The organism is Duganella paludis (genome assembly GCF_054461335.1).
In genome coordinates this window covers 848,956-866,736 of record NZ_CM136922.1, presented here as the reverse complement: position 1 = coordinate 866,736, position 17,781 = coordinate 848,956, and the positions used below count along the sequence as shown (strand labels likewise).

The 17,781-nt window shown below is 62.2% G+C and carries 18 protein-coding genes; 15 read left to right on the top strand and 3 right to left on the bottom strand.

Annotation, left to right across the window (positions count from 1 at the left end):
* Positions 1-7: 7 nt before the first annotated feature.
* The 14 genes from nuoG to ACXZ1M_RS03835 all read left to right on the top strand — a co-directional run bounded on the left by nuoG (position 8) and on the right by ACXZ1M_RS03835 (position 13,359).
* Positions 8-2,326, top strand: coding sequence for an NADH-quinone oxidoreductase subunit NuoG (gene nuoG / locus ACXZ1M_RS03900; protein ID WP_459051897.1), 2,319 nt, complete (start codon positions 8-10; stop codon positions 2,324-2,326).
* Positions 2,326-3,411, top strand: coding sequence for an NADH-quinone oxidoreductase subunit NuoH (nuoH, locus tag ACXZ1M_RS03895; protein WP_373988021.1), 1,086 nt, complete (start codon positions 2,326-2,328; stop codon positions 3,409-3,411). The genes nuoG and nuoH overlap by 1 nt, the downstream gene beginning before the upstream one ends.
* A 12-nt stretch (positions 3,412-3,423) precedes the next feature.
* Positions 3,424-3,912: an NADH-quinone oxidoreductase subunit NuoI gene (nuoI, locus tag ACXZ1M_RS03890; protein WP_028819529.1), complete on the top strand. Its 489-nt coding sequence runs from the start codon at positions 3,424-3,426 to the stop codon at positions 3,910-3,912.
* 74 nt (positions 3,913-3,986) lie between these two features.
* On the top strand, positions 3,987-4,625 hold the full coding sequence (locus ACXZ1M_RS03885) for an NADH-quinone oxidoreductase subunit J (protein WP_459051896.1): 639 nt from the start codon (positions 3,987-3,989) through the stop codon (positions 4,623-4,625).
* On the top strand, positions 4,622-4,930 hold the full coding sequence (nuoK, locus tag ACXZ1M_RS03880; RefSeq protein ID WP_161007942.1) for an NADH-quinone oxidoreductase subunit NuoK: 309 nt from the start codon (positions 4,622-4,624) through the stop codon (positions 4,928-4,930). Before ACXZ1M_RS03885 ends, nuoK begins: the two co-directional genes overlap by 4 nt.
* Before the next feature lie 36 nt (positions 4,931-4,966).
* Complete coding sequence (gene nuoL, locus ACXZ1M_RS03875) at positions 4,967-7,060, top strand: NADH-quinone oxidoreductase subunit L (RefSeq protein WP_459051895.1); 2,094 nt, start codon at positions 4,967-4,969, stop codon at positions 7,058-7,060.
* Positions 7,061-7,091: 31 nt separating this feature from the next.
* Positions 7,092-8,594 (top strand): NADH-quinone oxidoreductase subunit M, encoded by a 1,503-nt coding sequence (locus ACXZ1M_RS03870; RefSeq protein WP_459051894.1) that lies wholly within the window; start codon positions 7,092-7,094, stop codon positions 8,592-8,594.
* 30 nt (positions 8,595-8,624) lie between these two features.
* A complete protein-coding gene (gene nuoN / locus ACXZ1M_RS03865; protein WP_459051893.1) occupies positions 8,625-10,130 on the top strand; it encodes an NADH-quinone oxidoreductase subunit NuoN in 1,506 nt (501 codons plus the stop codon).
* Entirely contained in the window at positions 10,130-10,435 is a 306-nt protein-coding gene (locus ACXZ1M_RS03860; RefSeq protein ID WP_459051892.1) for a DUF2818 family protein, read from the top strand. Before nuoN ends, ACXZ1M_RS03860 begins: the two co-directional genes overlap by 1 nt.
* 33 nt (positions 10,436-10,468) lie before the next feature.
* Positions 10,469-11,020, top strand: coding sequence for an NUDIX domain-containing protein (locus ACXZ1M_RS03855; RefSeq protein WP_459051891.1), 552 nt, complete (start codon positions 10,469-10,471; stop codon positions 11,018-11,020).
* Positions 11,017-11,712, top strand: a complete 696-nt coding sequence (locus tag ACXZ1M_RS03850; protein ID WP_459051890.1) for a hypothetical protein — start codon at positions 11,017-11,019, stop codon at positions 11,710-11,712. Before ACXZ1M_RS03855 ends, ACXZ1M_RS03850 begins: the two co-directional genes overlap by 4 nt.
* Positions 11,713-11,719: 7 nt before the next feature.
* Positions 11,720-12,427: a 2-C-methyl-D-erythritol 4-phosphate cytidylyltransferase gene (gene ispD / locus ACXZ1M_RS03845; RefSeq protein WP_459051889.1), complete on the top strand. Its 708-nt coding sequence runs from the start codon at positions 11,720-11,722 to the stop codon at positions 12,425-12,427.
* 12 nt (positions 12,428-12,439) lie between these two features.
* Positions 12,440-12,928, top strand: coding sequence for a 2-C-methyl-D-erythritol 2,4-cyclodiphosphate synthase (gene ispF / locus ACXZ1M_RS03840; RefSeq protein ID WP_459051888.1), 489 nt, complete (start codon positions 12,440-12,442; stop codon positions 12,926-12,928).
* Between the two features lie 125 nt (positions 12,929-13,053).
* On the top strand, positions 13,054-13,359 hold the full coding sequence (locus ACXZ1M_RS03835; RefSeq protein ID WP_459051887.1) for a hypothetical protein: 306 nt from the start codon (positions 13,054-13,056) through the stop codon (positions 13,357-13,359).
* On the opposite strand, the gene ACXZ1M_RS03830 is transcribed toward ACXZ1M_RS03835, so the two are convergent.
* The gene (locus ACXZ1M_RS03830) at positions 13,356-14,615 is read right to left on the bottom strand and encodes an MFS transporter (RefSeq protein ID WP_459051886.1); all 1,260 of its coding nucleotides are present in this window, start codon (positions 14,613-14,615) and stop codon (positions 13,356-13,358) included. The two genes, ACXZ1M_RS03835 and ACXZ1M_RS03830, sit on opposite strands and share 4 nt — an antisense overlap.
* Before the next feature lie 100 nt (positions 14,616-14,715).
* Between ACXZ1M_RS03830 and ACXZ1M_RS03825 the strand changes: the two genes are divergently transcribed.
* A complete protein-coding gene (locus tag ACXZ1M_RS03825) occupies positions 14,716-15,312 on the top strand; it encodes a TetR/AcrR family transcriptional regulator (protein ID WP_459051885.1) in 597 nt (198 codons plus the stop codon).
* A 12-nt stretch (positions 15,313-15,324) separates the two neighbouring features.
* Here ACXZ1M_RS03825 and ACXZ1M_RS03820 read toward each other — a convergent pair whose 3' ends face one another.
* Together ACXZ1M_RS03820 and ACXZ1M_RS03815 are read right to left on the bottom strand one after the other, a co-directional pair.
* On the bottom strand, positions 15,325-16,320 hold the full coding sequence (locus ACXZ1M_RS03820) for an FHA domain-containing protein (RefSeq protein ID WP_459051884.1): 996 nt from the start codon (positions 16,318-16,320) through the stop codon (positions 15,325-15,327).
* Positions 16,317-17,768: a S1 family peptidase gene (locus tag ACXZ1M_RS03815; RefSeq protein ID WP_459051883.1), complete on the bottom strand. Its 1,452-nt coding sequence runs from the start codon at positions 17,766-17,768 to the stop codon at positions 16,317-16,319. Before ACXZ1M_RS03815 ends, ACXZ1M_RS03820 begins: the two co-directional genes overlap by 4 nt.
* Positions 17,769-17,781: the final 13 nt, after the last annotated feature.

The window sequence follows — 17,781 nt, the reverse complement described above, 5'->3', positions numbered from 1 at the left end:
GATCACCATGGTTGAAATCGAAATAGACGGCAAAAAAGTCGAAGTCCCTGCTGGTAGCATGGTGATGGACGCCGCCAACAAATTGGGAACCTACATTCCGCACTTCTGCTATCACAAGAAATTGTCGATCGCAGCAAACTGCCGTATGTGCCTCGTCGAAGTGGAAAAGGCGCCTAAGCCTTTGCCAGCATGCGCCACGCCGGTCTCGGCCGGCATGATTGTGCGCTCCGCTTCCGACAAGGCCGTACAGGCACAGAAGTCGGTCATGGAGTTCCTGCTGATTAACCACCCGCTGGACTGCCCGATCTGCGATCAGGGCGGCGAGTGCCAGCTGCAGGATTTGGCCGTGGGCTACGGCAAGGGCGAATCGCGCTACGAAGAAGACAAGCGCGTGGTTGCTCCGAAAGACGCCGGCCCGCTGGTGTCCATGCAGGAAATGGCGCGCTGCATCCAGTGCACCCGTTGCGTGCGTTTCGGCCAGGAAGTGGCCGGCGTCATGGAACTGGGCATGATCGGCCGCGGCGAACACTCGGAAATCACCGCCTTCGTCGGCCAGACCGTGAACTCGGAAATGTCCGGCAACATGATCGACCTGTGCCCGGTCGGCGCGCTGACGTCGAAGCCGTTCCGCTACAGCGCCCGTTCGTGGGAACTGTCGCGCCGCAAATCGGTCTCGCCGCACGACGGCCTGGGCGCCAACCTGATCGTTCAGGTCAAGGGCGGCAAGGTCAAGCGCGTGCTGCCGCTGGAAAACGACGCCGTCAACGAGTGCTGGATTTCCGACAAGGACCGCTTCTCGTACGAAGGCCTGGACACCGCCGACCGCCTGACTCAGCCGATGCTGAAGCAGGGCGGCGAGTGGAAAGAAGTCGATTGGCAAACCGCGCTGGAATACGTGGCGCACGGCCTGAAGAACATCAAGCACGAACACGGCGCCAACGCGCTGGCGTCGGTCGCCACCCCGCACTCGACGCTGGAAGAACTGCACCTGCTGCAAAAGCTGACCCGCGCCATGGGCTCGGACAGCGTGGAAACCCGCTTGCGTCAAAGCGATTTCTCGCTGGACGTGACGCCTTGGCTGGGCATGTCGATCACCGAATTCGGCGCGCTGAACCGCGCCTTCGTGATCGGCTCGTTCCTGCGTAAAGACCATCCGCTGCTGGCCACCCGCCTGCGCACGGCAGTGAAGGGCGGCGCCAAGCTGTCGATCCTGCACGCGACCGACGACGACCAGCTGATGAACATCGCCAACAAACTGATCGTTGCTCCTTCGGAGTGGCTGTCGGCGCTGTCGCAAGTGGTTGTGGCCGTAGCGAAAGCCAAAGAAGTGGCAGCTCCTGCCGGCTTCGACGGCGTGACCGCCAGCGACGCCGCCACCGCGATCGCCGCTTCGTTGCTGTCGGGCGAAAACAAGGCCGTGTTCCTCGGTAACGCCGCTGTGCAGCACCCGCAAGCCGCCGCGCTGCACGCCGCCGCGCAGTGGATCGCCGAACAGACCGGCGCCAAGCTGGGCTACCTGACCGAAGCCGCCAACACCGTGGGCGCCTACATCGCCAACGCCAACGGCGGCAAGGCTCCAGCCTTCACCGAGCCGAAGCAAGCCTACCTGGTGCTGAACGCCGAACCGGAACTGGACGCGTACAACCCGCAAGCCGCCGTCGCCGCGCTGAAAAAAGCCGAGATGGTGGTGGTGATGTCCGCCTACAAGCACGGCCTGGACTACGCCGACGTGCTGCTGCCGGTATCGCCATTCAGCGAAACCTCGGGCACCTTCGTCAATGCCGAAGGCCGCGCGCAGAGCTTCAACGGCACCGTCAAGCCGCTGCTGGAAACCCGTCCTGCGTGGAAAGTGCTGCGCGTGCTGGGTAACATCCTCGGCCTGAGCGGTTTCGACTACGACACCTCGGAAGCGATCCGCGACGAAGTGCTGGGCGCCGGCGTGACCGACGTTTCGGCCAAGCTGAACAACGTATCGAAAGTGTCGTTGACCGCTGCTACTTCGACCTCGACCGGCACCGAACGTATCGCCGACGTACCGATCTACTTTGCCGACGCCGTGGTGCGCCGCGCCGAGTCGCTGCAGAAGATGGCCGATGCGGCTGCGCCGAAAGCGCACCTGTCGACCGCCCTGGCGCAGCAACTGGGCGTTGCCGCCGGCGACACCGTCAAGGTATCGCAAGGTTCCGGCAGCGCGATCCTGGTCGCCGCTGTCGACGCCAAACTGCCAGCCAACGCCGTGCGCGTGGCCGCCGCTCACGCGTCGACCGCAGCCCTGGGCGGCATGTTTGGTTCCATCACCGTTGAAAAAGCAGGAGAGGTGAAATAATGGCTCTGCCTGAATTCGTCACTACACTACACACGCTGGGCGCGAACAGCGTGCTGGCGCCAGTCTGGCCAGTGGTCTGGTCCCTGATCAAAGTCCTGTGCGTGCTGTTGCCGCTGATGGGCCTGGTCGCCTACGCCACGCTGTGGGAACGCAAGTTCATCGGCTGGATCCAGATCCGCGTCGGTCCCAACCGCGTCGGCCCGATGGGCCTGCTGCAGCCGATCGCCGACGCGCTGAAACTGCTGTTCAAAGAGATCATCACCCCGGCCAAGGCCAACCCTGGCCTGTTCGTGATCGGTCCGATCATGACCATCATGCCGGCGCTGGCTTGCTGGGCGGTGGTGCCGTTCGGTCCGGAAGCCGTGATCGCCAACGTCAACGCCGGCCTGCTGCTGCTGATGGCGATTACCTCGATGGAAGTCTACGGCATCATCATCGCCGGCTGGGCCTCGAACTCGAAGTACTCGTTCATGGGCGCGATGCGCGCTTCGGCACAGATGATTTCCTACGAAATCCCGATGGGCTTCGTGCTGGTCGTGGTGCTGATGGTGTCCGGTTCGCTGAATTTCGGCGACATCGTGCTGGGCCAGCAGAAGGGCATGTTCGTTGAACACGGCCTGAACTTCCTGTCCTGGAACTGGCTGCCGCTGCTGCCGCTGTTCGTTGTCTACCTGACCTCCGGCCTGGCCGAGTGCAACCGTCACCCGTTCGACGTGGTCGAGGGCGAGTCCGAGATCGTTGCCGGTCACATGGTGGAATACTCGGGCATGGCCTACGCCATGTTCATGCTGGCCGAATACGCCAACATGATCCTGATCGCCACCCTGGGTTCGATCATGTTCCTGGGCGGCTGGTCCGCACCGTTTGCCTTCCTCGAATTCTGGGGCGGTTTCGGCGGCTTCTTCTGGTTGTTCGCGAAAGCGTTCTTCCTGGTGTCGGTGTTCATCTGGGTGCGCGGTACTTTCCCACGTTACCGTTACGACCAGATCATGCGTCTGGGTTGGAAAGTCTTTATCCCGCTGACGCTGGTTTGGCTGGTGCTGGTCGCCGGCTGGATGCAGACCTCCTGGAATATCTGGAAGTAAGGAATATAAATCATGGAACGATTAAAAGACTTCATCGGCAGCTTCATGCTGACCGAACTGATCAAAGGGATGGCGCTGACGGGCAAGTACATGTTCTCGCGCAAGATCACCGTGCAATACCCGGAAGAGAAGACGCCGATGTCGCCGCGCTTCCGCGGCCTGCACGCGCTGCGCCGCTATCCCAACGGCGAAGAGCGTTGCATCGCCTGCAAACTGTGCGAAGCGGTGTGCCCGGCGATGGCCATCACCATCGAGTCGGAACAGCGCGACGACGGTTCGCGCCGTACCACCCGTTACGACATCGACCTGACCAAGTGCATTTTCTGCGGCTTCTGCGAAGAATCGTGCCCGGTTGATTCGATCGTTGAAACGCATGTGCTGGAATACCACGGCGAGAAACGCGGCGATCTGTACTACACGAAAGAGATGCTGCTGGCCGTCGGCGACCGTTACGAAAACGATATCGCCGCAGCCCGCGCAGCGGACGCTCCTTATCGCTGACCCAAGCGGGCCGAACTTCGGTGAGGCCCGCTACAGCGATCTGATCAATAAACTGTACGTCTCTTGGGTTAGTTATGGAATTTAAAACTGCTTTGTTCTACGTCTTCTCAGCCATCATGGTATTGGCTGCGCTGCGCGTTATCACGGCCCGCAATCCGGTGCATGCGGCACTGTTCCTGGTGTTGGCCTTCTTCTCGGCGGCCGGCATCTGGATGCTGCTCGAAGCCGAGTTCCTGGCCATCGTGCTGGTGCTGGTCTACGTCGGCGCCGTGATGGTGCTGTTCCTGTTCGTGGTGATGATGTTGGACATCAACACCGACAAGCTACGGGAAAACTTCTGGGGCTATCTGCCGCTGGCCTCGTTCGTCGGCGTCATCATCGTGCTGGAAATGGCCGCCGTCCTGTGGCGCTCGTTCCTGTCGTTCGATCAGCAGCCGGTCAACGCCGGCAACATCGGCGGCACCAAAGAACTGGGCCTGCTGATCTACACCCAATACATCTACGGCTTTGAAATCGCCGCCGCCATCCTGCTGGTCGCGATTATTGCTGCTGTAGCGTTGACCCTGCGCAAGCGCAAGGACACCAAACACTTCGATCCGGCTGATGCTGTCCGCGTGAAACGTAATGACCGCCTGAAGATCGTCAAGATCGATGCGGTCACCACGCGCGGCCAGGATGCTGCTGGTTCGGCTGAAGTTAAGGAGGCACCATGACTTTATCCCTGGCTCACTACCTTGTCCTGGGCGCGATCCTGTTCGCGATCTCGATCGTTGGTATTTTCCTGAACCGCAAGAACATCATCGTCCTGCTGATGGCCATCGAACTGATGCTGCTGGCAGTGAATATGAACTTCATCGCGTTCTCGCATTACCTCGGTGATGCGGCAGGGCAGATCTTTGTCTTCTTTATCCTGACCGTCGCTGCTGCCGAATCGGCAATCGGCCTCGCGATCCTGGTGGTGCTGTTCCGTAATCTGGACACCATCAATGTAGAAGACCTGGATAGCCTGAAGGGCTAAGTTTTAACCTCCGAAAAATAACGATTAAGGTTCATCATGGCGGGTACACTTAACGCTAATCTCTTGCTAGCAGTACCGCTGGCGCCCCTCGCGGGCGCGGCGGTGGCTGGTCTGCTGGGAACACAATTCTTCGGCAACGTGGTGGGTCGCAAGACCGTCACCGTGGCGACCATCCTGGGCGTGCTGGTGGCATTCATCATTTCGGCGATGACGCTGAATGACGTGCTCAACGGCGCCACTTTCAACGAAACCATCTATACCTGGATGACGGTCGCCGGCATGAAGCTGGAAGTCGGCTTCCAGATCGATTCGCTGTCGGCGATGATGATGTGCGTGGTGACCTTCGTGTCGCTGATGGTGCACATCTACACCATCGGCTACATGGCGGAAGACGAAGGCTACAACCGCTTCTTCTCCTACATCTCGCTGTTTACCTTCTCCATGCTGATGCTGGTGATGGCGAACAACTTCCTTCAACTGTTCTTCGGCTGGGAAGCCGTGGGCCTGGTGTCCTACCTGCTGATCGGCTTCTGGTACACCCGTCCTACCGCCATCTTCGCCAACATGAAGGCCTTCCTGGTCAACCGCGTGGGCGACTTCGGCTTCATCCTGGGCATCGGCCTGCTGCTGGCTTACGCCGGTTCGATGAACTACCAGGAAGTGTTCGCCAAGCGCGAAGCGTTGTCCCTGCTGACCCTGCCGGGCACCGACTGGGCGCTGCTGACCGTGGCCTGCATCTGCCTGTTCATCGGCGCGATGGGCAAGTCGGCGCAGTTCCCGCTGCACGTCTGGCTGCCTGACTCGATGGAAGGTCCGACTCCGATTTCGGCACTGATCCACGCGGCGACCATGGTTACCGCAGGTATCTTCATGGTGTCGCGCATGTCGCCGCTGTTCGAACTGTCGGACACCGCGCTGTCCTTCGTGCTGGTGATCGGTTCGATTACCGCGCTGTTCATGGGCTTCCTGGGCATCATCCAGAACGACATCAAGCGCGTGGTCGCTTACTCGACCCTGTCGCAGCTGGGCTACATGACCGTGGCGCTGGGTTCGTCCGCTTACTCGGTGGCTGTGTTCCACCTGATGACCCACGCGTTCTTCAAGGCACTGCTGTTCCTGGGCGCCGGTTCGGTCATCATCGGCATGCACCACGACCAGGACATCCGCAACATGGGCGGCCTGCGTAAATACATGCCGATCACGTGGATCACTTCGCTGCTGGGTTCGCTGGCTCTGATCGGTACGCCGTTCTTCTCGGGCTTCTACTCGAAGGATTCGATCATTGAAGCCGTGCACGAGACCCATATCTTTGGCGCCGGTTTCGCCAACTTCGCCGTGCTGGCTGGCGTGTTCGTGACCGCGTTCTACTCGTTCCGCATGTACTTCCTGGTGTTCCACGGTAAAGAGCGTTTCGGCCAGGCGCACGCCCACGGTCACGACGACCACCATGCACCGAAAGCTGCCGCGCATGACGACCATGGTCACGACGACCACGGCCACGACGAAGACCACGACGACCACGCGCACCACGGTCTGGCCCCAGGCCAGAAACCGCACGAATCGCCATTCGTGGTCTGGTTCCCACTGGTGGCCCTGGCCATCCCTTCGGTACTGATCGGCTTCCTGACCATCAAGCCTATGCTGCATGGCGACTTCTTCAAAGGCGTCATCTTCGTCGGCGAGAACCACAAAGCGATGGAAATCCTGAGCGAAGAGTTCCACGGCGCGACCGCCATGGCACTGCACTCGCTGACGACCCTGCCGCTGTGGCTGGCGATCGCCGGTGTGGCCGCGTCCTACTACTGCTACATGATCAATCCGCGTGTACCGGCCTGGTTCTTCTCGAAGTTCAAAGCCCTGCACACGCTGCTGGACAACAAGTACTACATGGACAAGTTCAACGAAGCTGTGTTCGCAGGCGGCGCTCGCCTGCTGGGCAACGGCCTGTGGAACTTCGGCGACAAGAAACTGATCGACGGCTTGCTGGTAAACGGCAGCGCCAAACTGGTCGGCTGGTTCTCGACGCTGACCCGCCTGGCGCAGACCGGTTACATCTACCACTATGCGTTTGTCATGATCCTCGGCATTCTGGGGTTCCTGGTCTACTTCCTGCCGTTTTGGCACGCTTAATTAGCTGATACGCAAAGAGATAACGATAACCATGATGCAGTCAACCATATCTACACTACCTCCGTACCTCAGCCTGTCGATCTGGGTCCCGATTATTCTGGGCCTGATCGTCCTGGCAGTGGGCCGTGACACCAACAAGGGCTTTGTCCGCGTGCTGTCGCTGATCAGCGCCATCGTCAGCTTCATCGTGACCATTCCCCTGATCACCAACTTCAACAATGCCGCCCACGGCATGCAGTTCGTCGAAAAAGCGCCGTGGATCGAGCGCTTCAACATCTGGTACTCGCTGGGTATCGACGGCCTGTCGCTGTGGTTCATTCCGCTGACCGCCTTCATCACCGTGATCGTCGTGATCTCGGCCTGGGAAGTGATCCAGAACCGCGTGGCCCAGTACATGGGCGCGTTCTTGATCCTGTCCGGCCTGATGATCGGCGTGTTCTGCGCCATGGACGGCCTGCTGTTCTACTTCTTCTTTGAAGCGACCCTGATCCCGATGTACATCATCATCGGCGTGTGGGGCGGCGAGAACCGCGTGTACGCGTCGTTCAAGTTCTTCCTGTACACCTTCTTCGGCTCGCTGCTGACGCTGGTCGCCATCATCTACCTGTACAAAGTGTCGGGCGGCAGCTTCGACATCCTGATGTGGCACCGCGTGCCGTTGACGATGACGGAACAGATCTTCATCTTCCTGGCCTTCTTCATGGCGTTTGCCGTGAAAGTGCCGATGTTCCCGGTCCACACCTGGCTGCCGGACGTCCACGTGGAAGCGCCGACAGGCGGTTCCGCCGTGCTGGCCGCGATCATGCTGAAACTCGGTGCATATGGTTTCCTGCGTTTCTCGCTGCCGATCACCCCGGACGCGTCGCACTACCTGTCGGGCTTCGTGATTACCCTGTCGCTGATCGCCGTGATCTACATCGGCCTGGTCGCGCTGGTACAGAAAGACATGAAAAAGCTGGTCGCCTACTCGTCGATCGCGCACATGGGCTTCGTTACCCTGGGCTTCTTCGTCTTCAATGACATGGCGGTGCAGGGCGGCCTGATGCAGATGATCTCGCACGGCTTCGTGTCGGGCGCGATGTTCCTGTGCATCGGCGTGCTGTACGACCAGGCCCACTCGCGCCAGATCGCCGACTACGGTGGTGTGGTCAACAAGATGCCTAAGTTCGCTGCTTTCTTCATCCTGTTCTCGATGGCCAACTGCGGCCTGCCTGCGACCTCCGGTTTCGTTGGCGAGTTCATGGTGATCCTGGGCGCCACCCAATACAACTTCTGGATCGGCCTGCTGGCCGCCACGGCGCTGATCTTCGGCGCGGCTTACTCGCTGTGGATGGCCAAGCGCGTCATCTTCGGCAAAGTGGCCAACCACCACGTGGCGGAACTGGTCGACCTGAACAAGCGCGAGTTCTTCATGCTGGGCGTCCTGGCGGTCGCTACGCTGTACATGGGCCTGTACCCAGCACCATTCACCGATACGATGCAGACTTCGGTCGCTGACCTGCTGGCGCACGTTGCGCACAGCAAGCTGCCTTAAGTAGAAACCGAAGAAAACGGAAACGCATAAATGACTACACCTAATCCACAAGACGTCGTGAACCTGGTCCCGGTATATGCCGAGATCGCGGTTCTGGTCGGCGCATCGGCCATCCTGCTGATCGACATGTTCCTGTCCAAGGCGCAGCGTTCGATCACCTACGTGCTGTCCCTGCTGACGCTGGTGCTGTGCGCCGGCCTGAGCTACGCCGACTTCGCGGCCGGCACCACGACCTATACCTTCCATGGCATGTTCGTGTCCGACCCGATGGCCAACCTGCTCAAGCTGTTCACCTACCTGACCGTAGGCATGACGCTGGTGTATTCGCGCCAGTACGCCGACGATCGCGGCATGTTGAGCGGCAACCTGGGCGGCGAGTTCTACGTGCTGGCGTTGTTCGCCATGCTGGGCCAGCTGATCATGATCTCGGGCTCGAACTTCCTGTCGATCTACCTGGGCGTGGAACTGATGTCGCTGTCGCTGTACGCGCTGGTGGCGATCCGCCGCGACAACCACAAGGCCACCGAAGCCGCGATGAAGTACTTCATTCTGGGCGCGCTGGCTTCCGGCTTCCTGCTGTATGGCATCTCGATGCTGTACGGCGCGACCGGCACCCTGGACATCCGTGGCGTCTCGGCAGCGATTGCCGCCGGCACCATCAAACCGACCATCCTGGTGTTCGGCATCGTGTTCCTGGTGGCTGGCTTGGCCTTCAAACTGGGCGCCGTGCCATTCCACATGTGGGTGCCGGACGTCTATGAAGGTTCGCCTACCGCCGTGACCCTGCTGCTGGGCGGCGCACCGAAGATCGCCACCTTCGCGATCTGCATCCGCCTGCTGGTGGAAGGCCTGCTGCCGATGGCGTTCGACTGGCAGCAGATGCTGCTGGTGCTGGCCGTGCTGTCGCTGGCGATCGGTAACATTACCGCCATCGCCCAGACCAACCTGAAGCGCATGCTGGCTTACTCGACCATCGCCCAGATCGGCTTCGTGCTGCTGGGTCTGCTGGCTGGCGTGGCCGGCACCACCGACCGCACCGGCATCGCCGGCGCCTACAGCTCGTCCATGTACTACGTCATCACCTACGTGCTGACCACGGTCGGCACCTTCGGCACGCTGATGCTGCTGTCGCGCGCCGGTTTCGATGCTGAAAACCTGGCCGACTTCAAGGGCCTGAGCAAGCGCAGCGGCTGGTTCGCCACCGTGATGACCATCCTGTTGTTCTCGCTGGCCGGCGTGCCGCCGATGATGGGCTTTGCCGCCAAGTTCTCGGTGCTGAACGCCGTGCTGGGCACCGGCCAGATCTGGTTGACCGTGTTCGCGGTGATGTTCTCGCTGATCGGCGCGTTCTACTACCTGCGCGTCATCAAGACCATGTGGTTCGACGAGCCTGAAGACACCGCACCGATCGCCGCCTTCGGCGACATGAAACTGGTGCTGAGCCTGAACGGTTTGGCGATCGTGGCCTTGGGCATTTTGCCAGGCCCGCTGCTGATGGCCTGCCAGGCCGCCATCAAAGCGACCCTCGCTACCTGATGGATATCTCCAGCGCCGGCTGGTTGGTGATCGCGATAGCCATCGCGGCCGCCAACCTGCCGTTCTTCAACGAGAAGGTCTTCGCCGTCCTGCCCGCCAAATGGCAGGCCAAGCCGCTGTTCATCCGGCTGCTGGAAATGACGGCGCTGTACCTTGTCGTTGGGGCTGTTGGTTTCGCCCTTGAAACCAATATCGGCAGTCGCTTCCCGCAAACGTGGGAGTTCTACGCGATCTCCGCCTGCATGTTCCTCGTCCTCGGCTTTCCTGGTTTCATCGTCCGCTACCTGCACAAGTCGCACGGCTGATACACTATCGTTCTTCAACGATGTGGAGCCGCAATGGACAATCTCAAAGAAACACGTGTAGACGGTGAACTGGCCTACGATGGCCATTTCCTCAAAGTTCAACGCGACACCATCCAACTTCCCGACGGCAAGCGCACTAAGCGCGAATTCATCCTGCATCCCGGTGCGGTGGTGATTTTGCCGTTGCTGGACGACGGCACGGTGTTGATGGAACGCCAGTTCCGCTATCCGCTGCACGACGTGTTCATTGAGTTCCCGGCAGGTAAAATCGACAAGGGCGAAGATCCGCTGCTGGCCGCCCAGCGCGAGCTGGAGGAGGAAACCGGCTACACCGGCGGCGAATGGCAGTTCGTCACCAAGATCCACAACGCCATCGCCTATTCGGACGAGCGCCTGGACCTGTACCTGGCGCGCGGCCTGAAGCAGGGCCCGGCCAAGCTTGATGACGGCGAGTTCCTGGAAACCTTCACCGCCACCATCGACGAACTGCTGGAGTGGGTACGTTTGGGCAAAATCACCGATGTGAAAACCGTGATCGGCATCTTCTGGCTGGAAAAACTGCGCTCGGGTGACTGGAAGCTATGAAATCCGTTTTGGCGATCGCTGGCCTGCTGCTCGCCTTTGGCTTTGGTGGCGCGCAGGCGGCGGAGCGCACGCCGTTCCAGATCCGCTGCGAGGATACGATCAGCAAGACGGTGTCGGTGCTGTCGTCGCAGCAGAACGGCTACACCATCAACAACCAGCTGCCATACCGCGCGCTGACCGCCAAGGCCGGCAACATCGACAGCCGCATGCAGACGCTCGGGCTGACGGTGACCAAGGGCCTGTACAAGGTCAAGCTCGGGGGGCCGGTACTGCAGGATGCGGTCAGCGGCTATGAGTGCATCGCGCCCAAGGTGGATGTGGCGCTGAATTATTCGCCGGTGCTGATCTACGTCGGCAACGAGTTTGTGCCCGGCAGCTGCGCCTACAAGGAAATCCTGGAGCACGAGCAGCGCCACCTGCAAGCCTATATGGACAATCTGGTGCGGGTGGAAAAAGTGGTGACGGATGCGCTGAACAAGCGCTTCGCCGGGCAGCCGATGTACGCGCCGTCCGGCACGGCGATGTCGGCGCTGGAGCACGAAATCAACGGCACCTGGTTCCCCTTCATCCGCGACGAATTCGAGAAGGGCAAGATCGAGCAGGCGAAGATCGATTCGCCGGAAGAATACGCCCGGCTGGGCAAGGCATGCAATGGCGAGATCGCGGACATCATGGCGCGCCGCCGGAAATAAGAGAGTTATGACGAAATACTTTGCACTACTGCCAGCGGCCGGCGTCGGCGCGCGCATGGCGGCCAACGGGCCGAAACAGTATCTGACGGTGGGCGGCAGGCCCATGCTGCGTCACGCGGTGGACGCCTTCCGCGCCAGCGATCTGGTGGCGCATACCTACGTGGTGGTCAGCCCGGAAGACGGCGTGATCGACTCGGTGCTGCCGCCCGGCCTGGACGGCGTGACGGTGTTGCGCTGTGGCGGCGCCACGCGCATGGACTCGGTGCTGAACGGCCTGCGTGCATTGGATGGCGTGTTCGATGAGCGTGACATGGTGATGGTGCACGACGCCGCGCGTCCCGGCCTGACGCCGGCATTGATCGCCAAGCTAATCGACGGCGTCGGCGACGACCCGGCCGGCGGCCTGTTGGCCTTGCCGGTAGTGGACACCATGAAGCGCAGCGCGCCGGGTGCGGACGGCGTTGTGGTCAGCGCGGCGACGGTGCCGCGCAACGGCCTGTGGTCGGCGCAGACCCCGCAGATGTTCAGCTACGCGCTGCTGCTGCGCGCCTTGGGCAGCGCGCCGGACGCCAACGCCATCACCGATGACGCCAGCGCGGTCGAGATGCTGGGCTACGCGCCGCGCCTGGTCGAAGGCCATCCAAGAAATCTGAAAGTAACGCTGCCGGCCGACATCCGCATCGCCGAGATGTACCTGGCTCACAAAGAAGAATAAGGAAGACTGAACATGAACAAACTCCCATTCCGCATCGGCCAGGGCTATGACTGCCACGCGCTGGTGGAAGGCCGCAAGCTGATCATCGGCGGCGTCGACATCCCGCACCACGTGGGCCTGCTGGGTCACTCGGACGCCGACGTGCTGCTGCACGCCATCACCGACTCGATCCTCGGCGCAGCCGCGCTGGGCGACATCGGCAAGCACTTCCCGGACACCGATCCCGAATTCAAGGGCGCGGATTCACGCAAGCTGCTGAAGGAAGCGGCCAAGCGGGTAGTGGCGACGGGCTACAGCATCGGCAACATCGACTGCACCATCATCGCCCAGCGCCCGAAAATGGCGCCGCACATCCCCTCGATGCGCGCGAATATCGCCGAGGATCTGGGCGTGGACATTAGCCAGGTCAACGTCAAAGCCAAGACCAACGAAAAACTGGGCTACCTCGGCCGCGAAGAAGGCATCGCCGCAGAATCGGTAGCCTTGCTGATCGCTTCATAACTGCCCACAGATTCTGTGGACAACACTGTTAACAAGTCGCATTTATGCGCGCAAGTCATTGACGCTAAAAAGAAAAGTAGGCGTGCAAGTAAAACTGGCAGCGCACAAAAGCCTTAGAGGGAGAGATGATGGCGCGTGATACTTATGCTTACCGGCAGGTGGCGGTGGAGTCGGTGGAGCAGGGCGGCAGGGTGGAGGTTTATCCCTTGTCGGGACAGGCATATCCGCCGGACCTGCTGGTGCATTGCTCCAGCCGCATGCGCGACCCCGCCGTCTACCCGCCCGGCACCTGCTTTCTGGTGAACGCCAAACTGACCGACCGCATGGGCGGCCAGTCCTATCTCTACGTCTGGCACGGCGACGACATCAAGGTGATGTCGGACCGCGAAGTGGAAGTGTTCCTGGAAGCCTACCGGCGCGTGCGCCTTTAATGCACGGCGTGTAGCTTGACCGCCGGCTGCTCGCTGTCGCGCGCCCAGCGCATTGTGATCGCCGCCATCGCCAGCGCCAGCACGCCACCCACCACCATGGCGCTCGATACGCCCAGGTGATCGACCGCAATCCCGCCGACCAGCGCGCCGCTCGCCAGCGCCACCTGCGCCGTGGCGACAAACACCGCGCCGCCGCTTTCCATCGCATGCGGCGCCGCCTGGAAGATCCAGGTCTGCACCGAGATCGGCATCATGCCGAACGCAATGCCCCAGATGACCACCAGCGCCGTCGCACCCCACACGCCGTGACCGAGCAGCGGCAGCGCCAAGGTCGACAAGCCCAGCACCAGGCCGGTGGTGATCAGCGAAGTGCGCACGCTGCGCGCCACAACCGCGCCGCCGATCAGGTTGCCGGCGAAACCGGCCGCGCCGTACGCCAGCAGCAAACTGCTGATGGTCTTGGCATCCAGCAGCGCCACCTGGCTGAGGAAGGGCGTGATGTAGGTGTAGGCCGCGAACTGGCCGATGAACACCAGCAGCGTAATCAGCATGCCCAGACGCGCCTTCGGCACGCGCAACAGTTCCGGCAACTGGCGGAAGGTGATGGCTTGCTTGGGCGGCAGTTTGGGCAGCAGCCACATCTGCGTCAACAGTACCAGCAGCGCCACCGCACCGCCGGCATAGAAGGCGGTGCGCCAGCCAAACAGTTCACCGATCAGCGCGCCGGCCGGCACGCCGGCCACGGTGCCGACCGACACGCCGGCGAAGATCAGCGAAGTGGCGCGCGTTTCCGAACCTGCCGGCACCATCCTGGTACCCAGCGCCGGTCCGATGGCCCAGAAGCCACCCACGCCAACACCCAGCAAGGCGCGGCCCAGCAGGATCAGCGTGAAGGAATCGGATAAGGCGACGATCACGTTCGACACCAGCAGCGTAGTGGTGAGCGCCCAGATCACGTAGCGGCGGTCCGCCTTGCCAACGCCGACAGTGACCAGCACGGCCGCCAATGCGGCAACGATGCCGGGCACGGTCACCATCATGCCGGCCATGCCTTCCGTGATGCCGAGTTCGGCGGCAATCGCCGGCAGCAGGCCGACGGGCAGAAACTCCGTGGTCACCAGCGCAAACGCACCGATGGCGACCGACAGCACGGCCAGCCAGGGCGAGCCGTGCGGCGGTGTGGAAGGAGAGGGTGAAGAAGAGGGAAGGGCAGCGTCCTCGCGGAGCACGGCCTGGGTATTGTTTTGATTTGACATGAAGAATTCCTTGGATCGGTAAAAATGCTTGAGTTTTTTACTGGTCGGTTCATAATGTCCTCTACGGAATCCTTTGTCAATGAATTTTTAACTGATCGGTATGAAAGAGCGAAAAATCGGCCGCCCACGCACCTTCGACGCAGACAACGCGCTGGACAAGGCCATGAAAGTGTTTTGGGAGAAGGGCTATGAAGGCAGCTCGCTGCCCGAGCTGACCGAGGCCATGGGCATGAACCGGCCCAGTCTGTACGCCGTGTTCGGCAACAAGGAAAACCTGTTCCGGCTAGCCCTGGAACGCTACGGCGCCAGCCACGATCCACTGTTCGACGCCGCGCTGGAGCTGAAAACCGCGCGCCAGGTGGTCGAGCATTTCTTGCGCGGCAACGCCAACGCCCAGACGGAAGAGGAAGCGCCGCACGGCTGCCTGGTCATCAACGGCGCCCTGGCCTGCAGCGACGATGCGCTGCCGATTCGTAATTCCCTGATCGAACGCCGCGCTGCGGCCGAGGTGCGCCTGCGCGAACGCTTCGAAAGCGCCAAGGAAGAGGGGGACTTGCCGGCCGATTTCTGCGCCGGCCAGATGGCGCGCTACGTGATGACGGTGTCCAACGGCATGGCCGTGCAGGCCGCCGCCGGCGCCACCCGCAAGCAATTGCAGGAAGTGGTGGACCAGGTGCTACGCGGCTGGCCCACCTGACAACTCCCCAAATTACTCGGCCGGGCTGTCGTCGTCGTCTTCGGCTTCAGCGGCGCCGGCCTTGACGGTCTGGGTGCGGGCATCGTCGATCGCACCCTTCAGTTTTCCGGCGTTGACCATGAATTGATCGACGTTGCGGTCTTCGCTGCGCCTCACTTCCGGCGGCAGCAGTACCGACATGTAGAGCTCGTCCGCCGCGCGGCCCGTGCTTTGCAGGTTGGCCATCACCATCAGTCCCGAACCCGCCAGCAGCATCACCGTCGCCGTGATCAGGAAGCGGCGCGGGTGGTGCGGCTTGATGGTGAGCAGGTGGAAGAACACCATGCCGCAGGCGATCGCCAGCGTCACCAGGTTGCCGTAGCGCGTCAGCGACTCGGCCGACCACGCATACGCCAGCAGCGAACTGCCGGCCCGCCACAAGCCCACCGTCGCCAGCGCGCTGCCAAGGATGAACAGATGCCGCCCCATGCGCGCATGGCTGCCGAACAGGCGATTGGCCAGTCCCCACACGCCCGCCCACAACATGCCCGCCGCCAGGCTCGACGCCAGCACCAGCAGGTAGCGGATCAGCGCGAACGGTTCCACATCCGATAGCCAGGTTTCCAGGCAGCTGAACACGGCGATCAGCACCAGGCCGATGGCGGCCGGCGTGCCGCCTTCCCAGCCGTGCATGGTGGTGTCGGCGATTTCCGCCGCCACCGGGAAGTCGTACGGCCGCACCCGCAGCCGCGTGTGGCCGAGGCGCACCACGGTGTTGCCGTCCAGCGTGACGCTGGAATGGCGCCGGCCCTTGAAGACGGTGCCGTTCTTGCTGCCGAGGTCGCGCAGCACGATCTGGTTGTGCTCGTCGATGTCGACCACCGCGTGGCTGGCCGCGCTGTGGGCGTCGTCGAGGATGATTTCGTTGTCGTAGCTGCGGCCGATGCGGATCGGCAGCTGCGCTACCTTGTGCCGGTGCAGCACGTCGCCGTTGCGCGCCAGGATTTCGACGAAGTAGGGGGCTTTCATTTCGCGCCTCCTTTCTTCGGCGCCAGCGAGAGCGAATCGAGGAACACCCGCGTCAGGCGCAGGCCGTTTTCATACGAGACGCCGCGCGCATCGAGCCGGCTTTGCAAGCTCATCAGGCCCTGGTCGGTGCTGGCGGTCAACAGCGCGAAGTCGTACAGGCCGGAGAACTTGCGGTAGGCGCGCACGCACAGCACGGCGCGCAGCGGCAGGTCTTTGTTCTTGACGAAGTCTTCGGTGCAGTTGGGACCGGTCAGGCGGGTGTCCTTGTTGCTGCCGAAGTGCTCGTTCTTGAACGAGGCGCTGGCCAGTTGCGCGAAGCGCAGCCTGTCCAGGCCGGCACTGCGCAGGAACTGGTGGCGGATGCTGATCTGCCCGGTCTGCAGCGAGCCGCTGACGAAGATCGCCGATTCCATCGCGCAACTGGCGTCGTCCACCGTGAACGGCTTGTCGGCCTTGACGTTGGAGCGGCCCCAGCACCGCATCTGTTCGGACTCGCGCACCGGCACCTGGTACGGACCCATCGGTTTCAGGCTGAGCGGACTGGCCAGCAGCTGATTGACCATCGCGCTCTGGTGCGCCAGCAACTGGCCGGCCACCACGGCCGTGAAGTCGGCCGGCGCCTTGGTCTGGTCTTCGACTTTCTTCAGCAGGTCTTGCGCGTAGCGGGCCGGCACCAGGAAGCTGACCAGCTCGCCGTCGAGGCGCTTGGACACGTTGACGCCGGCCACCGAGCCATCGGCCGTGACGCTGGGGCCGCCGCTCATGCCGGAGTTGATCGGGCCGGTGAACATCAGCTGGTCGTAGAAGCTGCGCGCGATGACGCCGTTGTAGGCGCCTTCGGAAATGGCGAAGCCGAGGTCGAGCGGATTGCCCATCGAGTACAGGTACTGGCCTTGCGTCAGGCGCGCCAGCTGTTCGGGCATCTTGAAGAAGCCGGTGCCGTTGCGGTTCACGCGCAGCACCGCCAGGTCGTGCAGCACGTCCACCGCCAGCAGTTCGACATTGCCGCGCTGGCCGCTGGTGTCCACCCATTCGCCGACGTAGGTGTCGGGATCGAGCGCGAACTGCGACACCACGTGGTAGTTGGTCACCACCAGGTTGCTGGTGCCGATCAGGAAGCCGGAACCGACCGACGACTGCGTGCGGCCGCTTTTCAGCAGCGAGCGTACTTGCAGTATGTCGTGCTTGGCGGAAGCGTACAGGTGCTGGGCGGCGCTGGAAGGCGGCGGCAGCGGTGCGGTGTCGGCGTTGTCGGCGGCGGCGCCCGGTGCTGCCGGTGCGGTAGCGGGACCGGCTGCAGGGGCAGCGGCGGGAGCCGGCGCAACCGGCGGCGCAGCCGTCGCCGGCGCGGCCGGCCGTTGCGCGGCGGGAGGATTCGGGGCCGCCAGCGCGACGCCGGCGCAGGCCCAGGTGATTGCAAGAATACGTGCGAGCTGTTTGACTTTCATGCAGTCCTTAAAT

Coding starts and splice junctions, on each gene's coding strand:
- nuoG (WP_459051897.1), top strand. CDS start 8: ATGGTTGAAATCGAAATAGACGGCAAAAAAGTCGAAGTCCCTGCTGGT.
- nuoH (WP_373988021.1), top strand. CDS start 2,326: ATGGCTCTGCCTGAATTCGTCACTACACTACACACGCTGGGCGCGAAC.
- nuoI (WP_028819529.1), top strand. CDS start 3,424: ATGGAACGATTAAAAGACTTCATCGGCAGCTTCATGCTGACCGAACTG.
- ACXZ1M_RS03885 (WP_459051896.1), top strand. CDS start 3,987: ATGGAATTTAAAACTGCTTTGTTCTACGTCTTCTCAGCCATCATGGTA.
- nuoK (WP_161007942.1), top strand. CDS start 4,622: ATGACTTTATCCCTGGCTCACTACCTTGTCCTGGGCGCGATCCTGTTC.
- nuoL (WP_459051895.1), top strand. CDS start 4,967: ATGGCGGGTACACTTAACGCTAATCTCTTGCTAGCAGTACCGCTGGCG.
- ACXZ1M_RS03870 (WP_459051894.1), top strand. CDS start 7,092: ATGATGCAGTCAACCATATCTACACTACCTCCGTACCTCAGCCTGTCG.
- nuoN (WP_459051893.1), top strand. CDS start 8,625: ATGACTACACCTAATCCACAAGACGTCGTGAACCTGGTCCCGGTATAT.
- ACXZ1M_RS03860 (WP_459051892.1), top strand. CDS start 10,130: ATGGATATCTCCAGCGCCGGCTGGTTGGTGATCGCGATAGCCATCGCG.
- ACXZ1M_RS03855 (WP_459051891.1), top strand. CDS start 10,469: ATGGACAATCTCAAAGAAACACGTGTAGACGGTGAACTGGCCTACGAT.
- ACXZ1M_RS03850 (WP_459051890.1), top strand. CDS start 11,017: ATGAAATCCGTTTTGGCGATCGCTGGCCTGCTGCTCGCCTTTGGCTTT.
- ispD (WP_459051889.1), top strand. CDS start 11,720: ATGACGAAATACTTTGCACTACTGCCAGCGGCCGGCGTCGGCGCGCGC.
- ispF (WP_459051888.1), top strand. CDS start 12,440: ATGAACAAACTCCCATTCCGCATCGGCCAGGGCTATGACTGCCACGCG.
- ACXZ1M_RS03835 (WP_459051887.1), top strand. CDS start 13,054: ATGATGGCGCGTGATACTTATGCTTACCGGCAGGTGGCGGTGGAGTCG.
- ACXZ1M_RS03830 (WP_459051886.1), bottom strand. CDS start 14,615: ATGTCAAATCAAAACAATACCCAGGCCGTGCTCCGCGAGGACGCTGCC.
- ACXZ1M_RS03825 (WP_459051885.1), top strand. CDS start 14,716: ATGAAAGAGCGAAAAATCGGCCGCCCACGCACCTTCGACGCAGACAAC.
- ACXZ1M_RS03820 (WP_459051884.1), bottom strand. CDS start 16,320: ATGAAAGCCCCCTACTTCGTCGAAATCCTGGCGCGCAACGGCGACGTG.
- ACXZ1M_RS03815 (WP_459051883.1), bottom strand. CDS start 17,768: ATGAAAGTCAAACAGCTCGCACGTATTCTTGCAATCACCTGGGCCTGC.